The 14,836-nt window shown below is 65.1% G+C and carries 14 protein-coding genes; 10 read left to right on the forward strand and 4 right to left on the reverse strand.

What is annotated here, in order from left to right; translation table 11 throughout:
• Positions 1-7 precede the first annotated feature (7 nt).
• The 3 genes from ACJRPG_RS09905 to ACJRPG_RS09915 are packed head-to-tail and all read left to right on the forward strand — an operon-like array spanning position 8 to position 3,518.
• The gene (locus ACJRPG_RS09905) at positions 8-727 is read left to right on the forward strand and encodes an ABC transporter ATP-binding protein (protein WP_407999897.1); all 720 of its coding nucleotides are present in this window, start codon (positions 8-10) and stop codon (positions 725-727) included.
• Entirely contained in the window at positions 724-2,160 is a 1,437-nt protein-coding gene (locus ACJRPG_RS09910; protein ID WP_407999898.1) for an ABC transporter permease, read from the forward strand. The genes ACJRPG_RS09905 and ACJRPG_RS09910 overlap by 4 nt, the downstream gene beginning before the upstream one ends.
• On the forward strand, positions 2,157-3,518 hold the full coding sequence (locus ACJRPG_RS09915) for a DUF3526 domain-containing protein (protein ID WP_407999899.1): 1,362 nt from the start codon (positions 2,157-2,159) through the stop codon (positions 3,516-3,518). The genes ACJRPG_RS09910 and ACJRPG_RS09915 overlap by 4 nt, the downstream gene beginning before the upstream one ends.
• 4 nt (positions 3,519-3,522) lie before the next feature.
• On the opposite strand, the gene ACJRPG_RS09920 is transcribed toward ACJRPG_RS09915, so the two are convergent.
• Complete coding sequence (locus tag ACJRPG_RS09920) at positions 3,523-3,912, reverse strand: DUF488 domain-containing protein (RefSeq protein WP_407999900.1); 390 nt, start codon at positions 3,910-3,912, stop codon at positions 3,523-3,525.
• Positions 3,913-3,950: 38 nt separating this feature from the next.
• Between ACJRPG_RS09920 and ACJRPG_RS09925 the strand changes: the two genes are divergently transcribed.
• The 5 genes from ACJRPG_RS09925 (at position 3,951) to ACJRPG_RS09945 (ending at position 12,515) form a co-directional block, all read left to right on the forward strand.
• Complete coding sequence (locus ACJRPG_RS09925) at positions 3,951-6,311, forward strand: DNA polymerase II (protein ID WP_407999901.1); 2,361 nt, start codon at positions 3,951-3,953, stop codon at positions 6,309-6,311.
• Between the two features lie 118 nt (positions 6,312-6,429).
• Entirely contained in the window at positions 6,430-8,727 is a 2,298-nt protein-coding gene (locus tag ACJRPG_RS09930) for a TonB-dependent receptor (RefSeq protein ID WP_407999902.1), read from the forward strand.
• Between the two features lie 181 nt (positions 8,728-8,908).
• Entirely contained in the window at positions 8,909-9,931 is a 1,023-nt protein-coding gene (locus tag ACJRPG_RS09935) for a patatin-like phospholipase family protein (RefSeq protein ID WP_407999903.1), read from the forward strand.
• A 28-nt stretch (positions 9,932-9,959) separates the two neighbouring features.
• On the forward strand, positions 9,960-11,594 hold the full coding sequence (locus ACJRPG_RS09940; RefSeq protein ID WP_407999904.1) for a methyl-accepting chemotaxis protein: 1,635 nt from the start codon (positions 9,960-9,962) through the stop codon (positions 11,592-11,594).
• Between the two features lie 81 nt (positions 11,595-11,675).
• Positions 11,676-12,515: a CAP domain-containing protein gene (locus tag ACJRPG_RS09945; protein ID WP_407999905.1), complete on the forward strand. Its 840-nt coding sequence runs from the start codon at positions 11,676-11,678 to the stop codon at positions 12,513-12,515.
• Here ACJRPG_RS09945 and ACJRPG_RS09950 read toward each other — a convergent pair.
• Together ACJRPG_RS09950 and ACJRPG_RS09955 are read right to left on the reverse strand one after the other, a co-directional pair.
• Positions 12,491-12,703 (reverse strand): hypothetical protein, encoded by a 213-nt coding sequence (locus ACJRPG_RS09950; protein WP_407999906.1) that lies wholly within the window; start codon positions 12,701-12,703, stop codon positions 12,491-12,493. The genes ACJRPG_RS09945 and ACJRPG_RS09950 overlap by 25 nt on opposite strands.
• A gap of 82 nt (positions 12,704-12,785) precedes the next feature.
• Entirely contained in the window at positions 12,786-13,235 is a 450-nt protein-coding gene (locus ACJRPG_RS09955) for a nuclear transport factor 2 family protein (protein ID WP_407999907.1), read from the reverse strand.
• Between the two features lie 71 nt (positions 13,236-13,306).
• Between ACJRPG_RS09955 and ACJRPG_RS09960 the strand changes: the two genes are divergently transcribed.
• Together ACJRPG_RS09960 and ACJRPG_RS09965 are read left to right on the forward strand one after the other, a co-directional pair.
• Positions 13,307-13,597, forward strand: coding sequence for a hypothetical protein (locus ACJRPG_RS09960; protein ID WP_407999908.1), 291 nt, complete (start codon positions 13,307-13,309; stop codon positions 13,595-13,597).
• A 161-nt stretch (positions 13,598-13,758) separates the two neighbouring features.
• Positions 13,759-13,920, forward strand: a complete 162-nt coding sequence (locus ACJRPG_RS09965; RefSeq protein ID WP_407999909.1) for a hypothetical protein — start codon at positions 13,759-13,761, stop codon at positions 13,918-13,920.
• 1 nt (position 13,921) lies between these two features.
• Here ACJRPG_RS09965 and ACJRPG_RS09970 read toward each other — a convergent pair whose 3' ends face one another.
• Positions 13,922-14,833, reverse strand: coding sequence for a LysR substrate-binding domain-containing protein (locus tag ACJRPG_RS09970; RefSeq protein ID WP_407999910.1), 912 nt, complete (start codon positions 14,831-14,833; stop codon positions 13,922-13,924).
• Between the last annotated feature and the right edge of the window lie 3 nt (positions 14,834-14,836).

Here is a 14,836-nt window from a genome sequence, read left to right on the forward strand (position 1 = left end):
AACCAACATGACATCCATTATCGACATCCGCGGCCTGGACGTCAGCTACGGCCCGGCCCAGGTACTGCACGGCCTCACGCTGAATGTGCGCGCGGGCGAAATCTACGCCCTCCTCGGCGGCAACGGCGCCGGAAAATCCACCACCATCAATGCCCTGCTGGGTTTCATCCGCCCCGACGCGGGCAGCGTCACCGTGGCCGGCATCAGCGTGGCGGATGATCCGCTCGCGGCGCGCGCCCGCCTTGCCTATGTCCCGGAGAACGTGGCGCTGTACGAACACCTCAGCGCATGGGAAAACCTGAGCTACCTGCTGCACCTGGCAGGCAGCGACCACAGCGAGCCCACCATCGCACGGGCGCTCGCCAAGGTCGGCCTCGCGCACGAGGCCTGGCACCGCAAACTGGGCGGCTATTCGAAGGGCATGCGCCAGAAAGCGGCCATCGCACTGGCGCTGGCGCGCGCCGTCCCGCTGCTGCTGCTCGACGAACCCACCAGCGGCCTCGATCCGCAGGCCACGGTGGAATTCAATAGCCTGATCGCAGGCTTGCGCGGCCAGGTCACGGTGCTGATGGTGACGCACGACCTGATGGGCGCTGCCGAAGTGGCCGACCATATCGGCTTCCTGGAGCACGGCCACATCGCGCACCAGCTCAGCGCCCATGGGCCGGAACGCTTCGACGTCCAGGCCCTGTACCAGCGCTATGTCGGCACGCGGAGGGCGGCATGATGGCCTCCCGCCCCGCACAGGTATGGCGTATTGCGCGGGAGGAGTGGCGCGCCATGGCGCGCAGCCGCGTGGCCCTCGTCGCCGGCCTGCTGCTGCTGGTACTTACCTTCACGGCAAGCCTGGTCAGCTACGAGCACGTCAATGCCGTCAGCCGCGAACGCGCGGCGCTACAGCACGAGGCCGATGAGCAGTGGAACAGCCAGCCGGACCGCCATCCGCACCGGGTGGTGCACTACGGCCACTACATCTTCCGCTCGCTGTCGCCGCTGGCGTTCTTCGATCTTGGCGTCACGCCGTTTACCGGGCACGCCCTCTTCCTCGAAGGCCACCGCCAGAACAGCGCCAACTTCAGCGATGCCGGGCAGTCTTCGGTGCTGCTGCGCTTCGGCCAGCTCACGCCGGCCTTCGTGCTGCAGACCGTCGCGCCGCTGCTGCTGGTCTTCCTCGCCTTCGGCAGCATTGCGAGGGAGCGCGAACGGGGCCAGCTGCGGCTGGTGATGGCACAGGGCGTGAGTGGCGGCACGCTGCTGGCGGGCAAACTGCTCGGCCATGCCGCCGCTGCCGCCGCATTGGCCAGTCCCGCGCTCGCTGCACTGTGCATTGTGGCGGCGGCGTATCCGGACGCGCGCTGGCAGGCGCTGTGGATGCTGGCGGGCTACCTTGCTTATCTGCTGGTCTGGAGCGGCGCCGCCGTCCTGGTATCGGCCAGCCTGGCGCGCGCACGCGACGCGCTGGTGGCGCTGATTGCGCTGTGGATGTTCGCCGCCGTAGTGCTGCCGCGCGCGGTGCCGGAATTCGCCGGCCGCACGCTGCCCCGCGAAACACGCATCGAGTCCGAAGCCGCCATCGCCGCGGAACTGAAAAACCTCGGCGACAGCCATAACCCGGACGACCCGCACTTCCGCAAGTTCCGCGAACGCACGCTGGCGGCATATGGCGTGAGCCGCGTGGAAGACCTGCCGGTGAACTACGGCGGCCTGGTGATCGCCGAAGGAGAACGCCTCACCAGTGAGCTGTTCCAGCGCCATATGCGCGCCGACTACGCCATCCAGGCACGGCAGGCGGAGCTGCTGCGCGGCGCCGCGCTGGCCAGCCCGCTGATCGCGCTGCAGGAGCTGTCCGCCGCCATGGCGGGCACCGACCGTGCCAGCCATGAGCGTTTCCTGCTGGACGGCGAGGCCTACCGCTACCGCTTTGTACAGGCGCTGAACCGCCTGCATGCAGAGAAGGTGCGCTACCAGGACGACCGCGACCAGCGCATCGACGCGAGCAACTGGCGTGCCCTGCCCCGCTTCAGCGCGCCGGCGCAGCCGCTGGACCAGAGCGTCGCCACCCATGCCCTGCCCGCCTTCGGCATCTTTGCCCTGTGGCTGGCCGTGCTGGGCGCCGCAGCCGCCTGGACCGCCCACCGCCTTGAAAGGAAAGTACAATGAAAATGGTTCTGTTTGAACTCCGCCTGGCGCTGCAATCGCGCCTCGCGCTGGCGGCGCTGGCGCTGCTGGCACTGCTGGTCGTCCTCGCGTCACTCAACGGCCTGCAGGCTATCGCGGCGGAGGAAAGCGCCATGCAGCGCATCGCCTCGGTGCATGCGACGGAAGCCGCCGCCGTCGCGGAACACTACCGGGATGGCGGCGATGCCGGCTATGCCGCCTACCAGACGCCGCACCTGACCGGCAATCCTGCCGGCCCGCTCGCCTTCGCGGCCATCGGCCAGCGCGACGTGCAGCCCTTTGCGCTGCGCATACGCCTGCTCGGCCTGCACTCGCAGCTCTACGAGTCGGAAAACATCAACCCGCAGCTGGCCGCTGCCGGGCGCTTCGATGCCGCCTTCGTACTGGTCTATCTCGCTCCCTTGTTCATCATCATGCTCACCCACGACCTGGTAACGGCGGAGCGCGAGTCGGGCCGCCTGCGCCTGCTGGCCGCGCTGCCGCTGGCGCCGGCCGCGCCATGGCGGCTGCGGCTCGGACTGCGTTTCGGCCTGCTGCTGGCCGCAACCCTGCTTCCGCTCGGGGGCTTCGCGCTCTTTGCGCGTGGCAGCGCGGCAGGCATCGCCTTGCTGCTGGCCGGCGTGGCGCTCTACCTCGCCTTCTGGTTTGGCCTCAGCACCTGGATTGCGGCCAAGGTGCGCAGCAGCGCCGCCGGCGCCGCCGCCCTGCTGGCCTGCTATGTGCTGCTGACGCTTGTGCTGCCCGCCCTGCTGAACGCGGCCATCGTGCGCCAGATTCCAACCGCAAAAGGCGCCCAGCTCGCGCTGGCCCAGCGGCAGGAGGTGCACCAGGGCTGGGACTTGCCGAAGGAGGAAACCTTTGCGAAGTTCTTCCGCAGCCACCCGGAATGGCGTGGCACGCCGCCGGTAACGGGCCGCTTCCACTGGAAATGGTATTTCGCCATGCACCAGGCAGGCGACGACGCGGTGGCGCCGGCAGCCCGGGTGCTGCGCAGCGAGCAGCTGGCGCGCGCCATGTGGACCGAGCGCGCAGGCGTGCTGCTGGCGCCCGTCAACCTGCAGGTGCTGCTGCACCGGCTCGCGGGCACCGACCTGGATGCGCAGCTGGCCTACCAGGACCGTATCGCTGCCTTCCACACGCAGCTGCGCAAGTTCTACTACCCCTATATCTTCAATGAGCAGAAGTTCGGGGCAGCGGAATTCGCCGCCACGCCGGCCTACCGGCCCGCTGCGCCATCGCCGCAGCTGCCGGGCCTCGCCATCGGCGGGCTGGCGCTGCTGGCGCTACTGGCGGCCTGGCGCGGCCTGCACGCCGTGCGCGGCATCAGCGTGAACGGCTAGGCCTTCAGCCCACCATCGCAGCCCCGCGCGCAACCAGCAGCTCGCGCAGGATGCTGCGATGGCAGCGGGCTTCCTCTTCACAGTAGCAGCCGACCGAGAAATTGCTGCCATGCGACAGCCTGGCCAGCAGGTCCAGCACATGGCTGGCTTCCGGCTGCTGCATCTCCTTGCGGTAGCCCTGCACGAACTTGCGCCATTCGGCATCGGTTTGCGCCGTGCGGCCCTGCGTCATCAGTTCCGCGCTGGGCGCCAGGTTGGGCAGCCAGGTATCGTAGTAATCGCGTGTCGAGAACTCCTCCTTCGGCACGCCGCGCGGCGGGCGCCGCACGGTGCCGATGCGCACGCCCTCATCCGCCGCACGCGGGCTGCCCAGCTTCACGATCCGTATCCCCATGGTTCACCTCCTGTCGAGTATTATGCCGGTATTGAAGGATGCAGAGGCAGGCTTTGACTCAACAGGAACAGGGATTTCTCCTGACGCGGCACTGGCGCGATACCAGTGAAGGCACGGAGATTGAATTCTGGCTGGCGACGGACGCCGGCCCGCGCCAGGTGCGCCAGATGGCGCAGCCCTCGGTGGCATTCGTGCCCGCGGAACAGCGCGCGGCGGCCGATGCCCTGCTGCAGGGCGAGCGCGGCGCGGAACTGCGCGAACTGGCCCTCACCGACTTCCAGCACCGTCCCGTGCTCGGCCTCTATTGCAGGAATTACCGCCACCTGCTCAAGCTGGAAAAGAAGTTCAAACAGCACGGCCTCGATATCTACGAAGCCGACGTGCGGCCGCCGGAACGCTACCTGATGGAGCGCTTCATCACCGCCCCGGTCAGCTTCGACCCGTCCTTGCCGGACAGCCCGCTGAAGCCTGCGGCCAGCTACCGCCCTCGCTTGCGCCTGGCCTCCATCGACATCGAAACCACCTCGCATGGCGAGCTGTATTCCATCGCCATCGAAGGCTGCGGCCAGCGCCAGGTGTATATGCTGGGCGAGCCGAATGCCGACGGCAGCGCCGTGGACTTCGCGCTCGACTACGTGGAATCGCGCCCGCAGATGCTGGAACGCCTCAACGAGTGGATGGCGCGGCACGATCCGGACGCCATCATCGGCTGGAACCTGGTGCAGTTCGACCTGCATATGTTGCAGCGCCATTCGGAACGCTACAAGGTGCCGCTGCGCTTCGGCCGCGACGGCAGCACCATGGAATGGCGTGAACACGGCGGCAGGCAGCAGCACTTCTTTGCCGCGATCGCGGGCCGCCTGGTCATCGACGGCATCGAGGCCCTGCGCTCGGCCACCTGGAGCTTCCCTTCCTTCAGCCTCGAATCCGTGTCGCAGGCCCTGCTCGGCGAGGGCAAGTCCATTGACAATCCCTACGACCGCATGGCGGAAATCGACCGCCTGTTCGCCGAGGACAAGCCCGCGCTGGCGCGCTACAACCTCAAGGACTGCGAGCTGGTGACGCGCATCTTCGAGAAGACCCAGCTGCTGGACTTCCTGCTGGAGCGCGCCAGCGTGACCGGCCTGGCGGCCGACCGCAGCGGCGGTTCGGTGGCCGCCTTCGAACATCTCTATATGCCGCTGATGCACCGGCGCGGCTTCGTGGCGCCGAACCTGGGCGATATCGCGGGCGAGAACAGCCCCGGCGGCTTTGTGATGGACTCGCGCTCCGGCCTCTACGACTCGGTGCTCGTGCTGGACTATAAAAGCCTGTACCCGTCCATCATCCGCACTTTCCTGATCGACCCGGTCGGCCTGGTGGAGGGACTGCGCAACCCTGATCAAGACACCGTTCCCGGTTTCCGCGGCGCGCGCTTCTCGCGCGAGCGCCACTGCCTGCCCGGCATCGTGGAGCAGGTCTGGCAGGGCCGCGAGGCGGCCAAGCGCGACGCGAACAAGCCGCTGTCGCAGGCGCTGAAGATCATCATGAACGCCTTCTACGGCGTGCTGGGCTCCAGCGGCTGCCGTTTCTTCGATCCGCGCCTGGCCTCCTCCATCACCATGCGCGGCCACGAAATCATGCACCGCACGCGTGAACTGATCGAGGAACAGGGCTATGCCGTGATTTACGGCGATACCGATTCCACCTTCGTCTGGCTCAAGCGCCCGCATGCGCCGGAAGAAGCGGACCGCATCGGCCGCGATCTTGTCGCCCGTGTCAACGCATGGTGGCGCGAACATCTGCAGGACGAATACGAGCTGGCCAGCGCGCTGGAACTGCAGTACGAAACCCACTACCGCCGCTTCCTGATGCCCACCATCCGCGGTTCGGAAGAAGGCAGCAAGAAGCGCTACGCCGGCATGGTGGTGGCGGCGGACGGCGCGGAAAACATGGTGTTCAAGGGGCTTGAGACGGTGCGCACCGACTGGACGCCGCTGGCCCAGGAGTTCCAGCAGGAGCTGTACCGGCGCGTGTTCAAGGGTGAACCCTACAAGGACTATGTGCGCGACTACGCGATCCGCATGCTGCGCGGCGAAATGGACGAGCTGCTGGTCTACCGCAAGCGCCTGCGCCGCACGCTGGACGACTACGAGCGCAATGTGCCGCCCCATGTGCGCGCCGCGCGCCTGGCCGATGAATTCAACGAACGCCAGGGCCGCCCGCTGCAATACCAGAGCGGCGGCTGGATACGCTACCTGATGACGACGGCCGGCCCGGAACCGCTGGAGACGCGCCGCTCGCCGATCGACTACGAACATTACCTGGCCAAACAGCTGCAGCCGATCGCCGACGCCATCCTGCCCTTTGTGGGGGACAGCTTCAGCATGCTTACCAGCCGCCAGGGCACGCTGTTCTGAACAGGTTCCCAATTTTTCTTGCTCGTGCGATAATAATAAGAATGATTCGCATTATCGCTATCACTTAGCGCATAGTGCGGCTTACCCAGCCAGCCGACCATCGCACGCAAGGAAAAGAATGAAAGCCAGCAGTTCGCCTATCAAGAGCAGTAAACATCCCCTGAATTCCCGCCCGGCCGTCGCCGCCGCCCTCGCCACCCTGGCCATGCCGATGGCCGTGCATGCCCAGAGCACCGAAGTGAAGATGCCCGAGGTGACGATCACCGGCCAGGCCAGCAGCGACTTCCTCGTCAAGAAATCGGCCAGCGACAAGTTCACCATGCCGCTGCTGGACACGCCGAAGGCTGTTACCGTCGTTTCCGCCGAAGTGATTTCGCAGACCGGCGCCGTGTCCCTGACGGATGCGCTGCGCACCGTGCCGGGCATTACCATCGGCGCCGCGGAAGGCGGCAATCCGGTGGGCGACAATCTCTTCATCCGCGGCTACAACGCCCAGACCGACACCTATATCGACGGCATCCGCGATTCCGGTTCGCAGTCGCGCGAGATCTTCGCGCTGGAACAGATCGAAGTCGTCAAAGGACCGAATTCCGCCTACGGCGGCCGCTCCTCCGCCGGCGGCGGTGTGAACCTCGTCAGCAAAACCGCCAAGGCCGACAACTTCAGCAACGCCTCCGTGGGCCTGGGGTCCGCCAAATACAAGCGCGTGACCGCCGACATCAACCGCACCGTTGGCGACAATGCCGCCGTGCGCCTGAACCTCATGGGCCACGACGCCGATGTCGCAGGCCGCGACGTGGTGGGCGGCCACCGCTGGGGCGTGGCGCCGACTGTTACCTTCGGCCTCGCCTCGCCAACCACCGTTACGCTGGGCTACTACCACCTGGAATCGAACGAGATTCCGGATACCGGCCTGCCCTTCAACAACCCGATCACCACGGGCGCCAATGTCAGCAAGAACGGCAACGGCACGCCGGTCAATGTACCGCGCGAGACCTTCTACGGCCTGGCGAACCGCGATTTCCGCGATACCGAAGCCGATATCGGCACCATCGACATCAAGCACGTATTCGCGAACGGCCTCGCCTTCCGCAACGTCACGCGCTACGGCAGCACCAGCCAGGATTATGTGTGGACCCAGCCCGACGATTCGAAAGGCAATGTGGTCCTGTACGGCACCGTGTGGCGCCGCACGAATACGCGCGTGGTGCAGACCGATTCCCTGGCCAATGCCAGCAGCCTGACCGGCAGCTTCAGCACCGGCGCCGTGAAGCACAGCTTCACCACCGGCGTGGAAATCAGCCGCGAAGATACGGACCGCGGCAGCTACCTGTTCACTCCCGGCACCAACAATCCGCTGACCGGCACCTTCACCTGCCCAAGCGCGGGCGCCGCGACGCTGTACAACTGCACCACCCTGCTCAATCCGAACGCGAACGATCCATGGGTCTACAGCCGCAGCCTGTCGCCGGCCCGCACCAGCGTGCGCACCAATACCCGTTCCGCCTACGCCTTCGACACCATCGAGTTCACGCCGCAATGGCTGCTGAATGTGGGCCTGCGCTGGGATGATTTCCGCACCCGCCTCGATGTGCCGGCCTATACGCTGAACGGCACCGCCACCGCGGCGCAGCACGCGGAAGTCAACACCGACTTCACCAACTACCAGGCCGGCCTGGTGTACAAGCCTTCCGCCAACAGCAGCGTGTATGTCTCCTACGGCACCTCGTCCACCCCGCCGGGCAATGACGGGGGCGACGGCCTCGATGCGCTGAGCGCTACCGTGCAGAACCTGAAGCCGCAGGACAGCAAGAACTTCGAGCTCGGCACCAAGTGGGAAGTGCTGGCACGCCGCCTGTCCCTGAGCGCCGCCCTGTTCCGCAGCGAGATGAACAACGCGCGCGTGACGGCGCCGGACGGCACCACGCAGAACGTGGGCCGCAAGACGGTGAAAGGCGTGGAGTTCGGCGTGAGCGGCAGCATCACCACGAACTGGCAGGTGTTCGGCGGATATACCTGGCTGGATGGCGTGATCGCCGACAACGGCTTCACCAACACCGGCACCACCGCCAAGCCTGTATGGACGCCGTCTCCATTCAACGGCAATGTGTTCCCGAGCACGCCGAAGAACAGCGCCTCGTTGTGGACCTCCTACAAGCTGCTGCCGGCCCTCAGCATCGGCGGCGGCATGAGCTATGTGTCCAAGGTGTACGCCAACATCAATAACAACAAGTACGCGCCGGGCTACACGCGTTTCGACGCCATGGCCAGCTATGAGCTGAGCAAGAGCATCAGCCTGCAGCTCAATGTGCAGAACCTGGGCGACAAACTGTACTTCGACAAGGTGTCCTCGCCGCACTACGCGGGCGTGGGCGCAGGCCGCAGCGCAACGCTGGCCGCCAACTTCAAATATTAAAGCCACCGCCAGCCGGCGCAACGGCGCTTCCCGCAAAAGCGGGAGCGCCGTTTTTTATTCCCGCATATTTGCAGGCTCATATTAATCCTGAATATCCGATATGGTTGAATAAAATTTCCATGCAGCAATTTCGCGTGCTAAGTTTTAAATACTTCAACTCCTTACCGGAACAGGAGGAAATATGGGCAAACATTATCCCGCGCGGAAATCCGGACTGGTGCTTGGCGGCGGCGCACCCAACTCGCCATTGATTGCGGGCGCGCTTGCCGCATTCCTGGACCAGGAAATTGAATTCGACGTCATTTCAGCCTCCGGCGCAGGGGTGCTGATGGGCCTGCTTTATGCGGCGCCCCGCGACAGCGCCCCGCGCGACGCCCTGCGGCGCTGGGCCGAGGCCGGCGTGAGCGACAGCATCTACAAGCTGCTGCCGGTGAACTACAAGATCTTCCAGAAACCCGGCCAGCAGGCGGACAGCTTCCGCGACGTATTCTCCTTCGCGAACCCGCCCGGGCCGTGGGGCGACTGGATGAAGCTGGCGATGTCGGCCATGTCGCCCTCGAACCTGTCCATGAAAAGCCTGGGACTGTGCGCCCACCATCCCTACCTGGAACAGGCCATCGATTTCGGCGCAATATCCGGCATTAAACCGGATTTTTATATTAATGCATACAATATAAATAAAAAGCGCATGCATATCTGGAATAAGCATGAAATCGGACCGGAGCAGGTACGCGCGGCATTATCCTTCCCTTTTCTATACGCGCCCACCGAAATAAACGGCGACGATTATATCGAGGGCGCCGCCCTGGATACGCTGAATTTCGATCCTTTTATCGAAGGCAAAGGCGAGCACGCAGATGCGGATACCCTGGTTATTCTCGACATCCTCGGCGACGAACGCCTGATCCGGAAGCCGCGCAACCTGTACGACGCCTGGGTAGGCTCCATCATTACGCCGCTGGTCAAGATCTCGAAGGCCGAACAGCGCCTGTTCGAGCTGGAACACAACGCCGGCGGCCGCCGCAAGCTGCTCAAGCTCGACCTGCTCGGCGCGATTCCGGAGCAGCACTGGCCCTTCACCATGGACTGGTCCAGCTCCAATATGCAATTGCTGTTCGACGTGGGCTACAAGGCCGCCACGCGCTTCTGCCGCCAGCACGGCGACCAGCTGCGGCGCAGCGAGGCAACCTCGCTCGCCGCGTAATATCAACATCATCCTGAAGAGCCCCATCATGAACATCACCAGGCAACTCATCCTCACACTCGGCATCGCCCTGATGGCGCTGACAGGCCTCGGCGCCGGCGGCGCCTGGCAGCTGAACCGCGCGCAGGAGCGCTTCGACACGGTGCAAAGCCGCATCATCCCCAGCATCCAGGGCCTGAACGCGGCCAAGGGCTACCTGGCCGACGCGCGCCTTGCGGGCTACCGCCTCTCCGTGTTCTCCAACCTGGACGACAAGAGCGCCCTCGACAAGGCCATCGCCACCGCCAACGAAAAGTTCAATGAAGTGGTCGATCAATACGCCCGCGAACGCGTGTACGATGACACCGACCGCAAGATGCTGGAAGCCGACAAGGCCGCCATGGAAGCCTACCGCGCGGCGCTGAAGCCCTTCCTCGCCGCCTCGCACGCAGGCGATATGGACGGCGTGCGCGCCACCCTGCTCGCGGGCACGCCGCTTGCGCTGACCGCGGCCGGCGTCAAGAAAAGCCTGGACGACCACATTGCCTACAACAGCAAGCTGGTGGAAAACGTGAAAGCCGAAAGCGACGCCGCCTATGCCTTCGCGCTGCGCAGCATGCTGGCCGTGCTGGCGGCCGTGGTGCTGCTGACGTCCGTGCTGGCCTGGCACATCTACCGCACCATCAGCGGCGGCCTTGGCAAGATCCAGGGCACGCTGGAGACCGTGAGCGCATCGCTCGACCTGTCGCGGACCATGCCGGTGCAGCGCATGGACGAAGTGGGCCATACCGCCACCGCCTTCAACAAGCTGCTGGAGCGCATGGTTGAAGTGATCGGCACCGTGCGCATGTCGGCCGACTCGGTCAGCGTGGCAGCGAAGCAGATCGCGGCCGGCAACAGCGACCTGTCCTCGCGCACCGAACAGCAGGCCTCGTCGCTGGAGGAAACCGCATCGAGCCTGGAAGAACTGACAGCGGCCGTGAAACAGAATACGGACAATGCACGCCAGGCCAACGGCCTTGCGCACGCCGCATCGGACGTGGCCGTGAAAGGCGGCGCCGTGGTGTCTGAAGTGGTGAACACCATGGGTTCGATCAACGATTCCGCGCGCAAGATTGTGGACATTATCGGCGTCATCGACGGCATCGCCTTCCAGACCAATATCCTGGCGCTGAATGCCGCGGTGGAGGCAGCGCGCGCCGGTGAACAGGGCCGCGGCTTCGCCGTGGTGGCCAGCGAAGTGCGCAACCTCGCGCAGCGCAGCGCGGCGGCGGCCAAGGAAATCAAGAGCCTGATCGGCGACTCCGTGGACAAGGTGAATGCAGGCAGCGCCCTGGTGGACCAGGCCGGGGCCACGATGGAGGAAATCGTCACCAGCATCCGGCGCGTGACGGACATCATGAGCGAGATCGCCAGCGCAAGCGAGGAACAGAGCGCCGGCATCGAGCAGGTGAACCAGGCGATTGCCGAGATGGACCAGGTCACGCAGCAGAATGCCGCGCTGGTGGAAGAAGCGGCGGCGGCGGCCGAATCGCTGCAGGACCGTGCCGCCGACCTGGTAAGCGCCGTCAGCGCGTTCACGCTGCGCGAAGGCGTAGCCACCGTCTCCACGCTGCAGCCACGCAGCCGCGCCCAGCGCGGGGACGAGCCGCCGCAGCGCCACCTGCGCCTCGCGCGGGCCTGAGCAAAAACGAGGGCGGCTTCTACTTGAAAGCGGCGGATGTGCCTATAATTCAGGCACACCGTTTTCCGCCGGAAGCCTGCCTTGTTGACGCCTCGCCTACTTTGCCTGATTGCCATCGGCCTCGCCGCGCCGGCAGCCCACGCCTCCGGCGCGGCGCAGCTGGTAAAGATGATCAATAGCTATCGCACCGCCCCGGGCAACTGCGGCGGCGGCAGCTTCACGGCGCAGGCGCCCTTCGCCTCGCCGGCGCAGCTAGATGCCGTGCGCATCGGGGCCGGAACCTTTGTCGACCTGGCGCTGGAGCGTGCAGGCTATCCCGCAGCGCGGGCCGATGTTCTCACCGTCACCGATGCGGTGGATGCGGACAGTGTGATGGCGGTGATGCGCGAGCGCTACTGCCGCCACCTGCGCAGCGCCGATTTTTCCGCCGTCGGCGTGCAGCGCAACGGCGATGAATGGACCATCCTGTTCGTGCAGCCGGCGCCGCCCCGCGTATTGCCGGAACTGGACGAAGCCGGGCAAGCCGTGCTGGCGGCCGTGAATGCTGCGCGCGCCGAGCCGCGTACCTGCGGCGACCGGCAGTTTCCGCCGGCGGGCCCGGTGGCCTGGAACCCGGCGCTCGGCAGTGCAGCGCTGGCGCACAGCCGCAATATGGCCGAGCTGCGCTATTTCAGCCATGTGGAGAAGAACGGCAGCACCGTGACCGACCGCGCCCTGCGCGCGGGCTACCGCTTCCAGCGCGTCGGCGAGAATATCGCATCGGGCCAGGACACGCCGGCCGAAGCCGTGCGGGACTGGCTGGAAAGTCCCGGCCACTGCGCCAACATCATGCAGGCCACCCACACGGAAATGGGCTCCGCCTTTGCGCTCAGCAGCACCGGACGCCTCTACTGGACTCAGGTCTTCGCCAGCCCCTTATAACTGCACAGCTTGCGGTGAAAACCGGGCGCGGCAAGCACGCGCAGAATCAGCCTGCGGTCGAAGCCTGCGTCTTCCAGCATGCGGATGGCCGGGTCGATGCCGTGCAGGCTGCAGAGGCGCAGGGCTGTATCCACCAGCTCCGCCCTGCCGCCGTCGGTGCGGCGCTCGCCCTCGAAATTCATGTTCATGTTTCACCCCGTATCGATAGCCCCAGGATACGGGACGTCCGCCGCCGGCTTGGGACGGGGACGTTTCAGCGGTAAGAGAATGTTACTTCGCCTCGCTGGACCACACCTTCATGGTCTGCACCGCCAGCAGCTTGCACTGGCCATCCACGTTCACATAGGTGCGCATGAACTGGTAGCGGTTGCTGCGCCAGGTCTTGCCATCGGCATTCCACTGGTCCACGGTGCTCAGGCCGCGCAGCACGGCAGTATCGCCCAGCACCTGGACTTTGACGTCGCTGGTGACGCGCGCTTTCGGCGCGGTTTTCTGCTTCTTCAGGCGTTCCAGCACAACAGGCTTGGTGTCGATGGCCGACGCCAGCGTATGCACCCACACGTAGTCATCGGCCAGCAGGTTCTGGAGGAAAGCCACGTCGCCGGTGCGCATCGCTTCTTCATATTGGGAGTCGCGTTCGATCAGCGCGGCGGGCGGGAGGCAGGGCGCGGCGTGGGCCGCAAAGGGAAGCACAAGGCTTGCAAGGATCGTTTTTTTCATCGCAGTAGTGTAAAACGTTTCCCTCTCCCCCGGCTGAGTGAATTTATCGACAATCTGGCCAAGGAGGCACCATGTCCATTTCCCCGCTCAGCGCTGCCGCATCCGCGCGCAACTACACCCTCTCCGAAACCACGCTCAAACCGAAGACCGCGGCCCAGGAACTCGATGAGTACGTGAAGATGACGCCCGAGCAGCGCATGCGCGCCGACCTGCTCAAGAAGCTCGGCATGACCGAAGAGGAACTGGCCGCCATGTCGCCGGAAGAGCGCCAGGCTGCCGAGGCAAAAATCGCGGAACTGACGAAGGAACTGCTGCAGCACTCGGGCGAGCGCAAAGGTTCGACCATTGATACCAGTGCCTGATGTCATAAGCAAGGCGCATAACTGCTATCTTCCCGGTGATAGTTTCATTCATTCAACTATTCACGTAACGCATGTCCGGCATGGGAAATCGCAATTGGATTTATATCTCGTGCAGTCATATGATGTCTCCATCGAGATTAATCCTGCATGAGGGGCACACCATGAACTACTCTTCGCACACGCCATACGGTATCGGCCACGCAACCACCGGCCCTTCGCCTGCCGATGTCCGCCGCTGGACCCGCGTCCTGCGCGCCCACCTGCGCCGCATCTTCGAGCACTGGGGCGAGCCCTACGTCAAAGGCCTCTTCCCTCCTTGCTGAGCTAAGCGTCGAGGGACGCCATCAGGCCATCCAGCTCGGCAGCGAGCCGGGTGCGCATGATGGACAGCATCTGCTGGGTGAAGGCCGTCAATGGCCGCCCACTCGGCATTGCGAGAATACAGCAGTACTCCAGCTTTTCGCTGAAGCGGCGCAATACCAGGCCGCGCCCCGCATAATCCATCGCCGTCACGGGATTGACCACCGCCACCCCGACGCCATTGCGCACCAGCTCACATAAGCTGATCGTATAGGGTGTTTCCACCACCGTCTGCGGCGCCACGCCGTGCTCCCGGAAAATCGCATCCAGGCGCACGCTGGCGGCATCCTCCGGATTCAATGCAAGGAAGGGATAGCGCGCCAGGTCTTTCGGCCTGAGGACCTTCTTGCGCGCCAGCGCATGCCCTTCCGGCAACGCCACAATGCCTTCATAGCGCGCAAACACCGAATGCTCCAGTCCATCAAGGCTGATTTCGTCCGCCATCAGGCCGATGTCCGCTTCGCCAGCCAGCAGGCGGCTGCGCACTTCGCGCGAGGACATGATCTGCAGCGACACCGTCACCTTGCGCGCGCCAAGATTCATTTCGCCCAGCACCCGCGGCAGGAAACCGGCGCCCAGTCCCGGCAGGCTGGCGATGCGCAGGCGGTTCACACCGAACTGGCGCAGGCTGCGCAGCCGGTGCTCGATCGCATCCATCCCCACAAAGGCCCGGTGCACTTCCGACAGCAAGGCTTGCGCCTCCTGGGTGGGTACCAGCTTTCCCCGCACGCGTTCGAACAGCGCAAGGCCCGCATGCGTTTCCAGCTTGCGCAGCGAGAGGCTGACGGCGGGCTGGGAGATATTCAGCAGGCGTGCCGCCTTGCTGGCCGAGCCGGCCGTCATCACTGCCCGGAAGATTTCGATTTCGCGTAGCATATA

The sequence above is a fragment of the Pseudoduganella rhizocola genome, assembly GCF_045984285.3.
Taxonomy (GTDB): domain Bacteria; phylum Pseudomonadota; class Gammaproteobacteria; order Burkholderiales; family Burkholderiaceae_D; genus Rugamonas.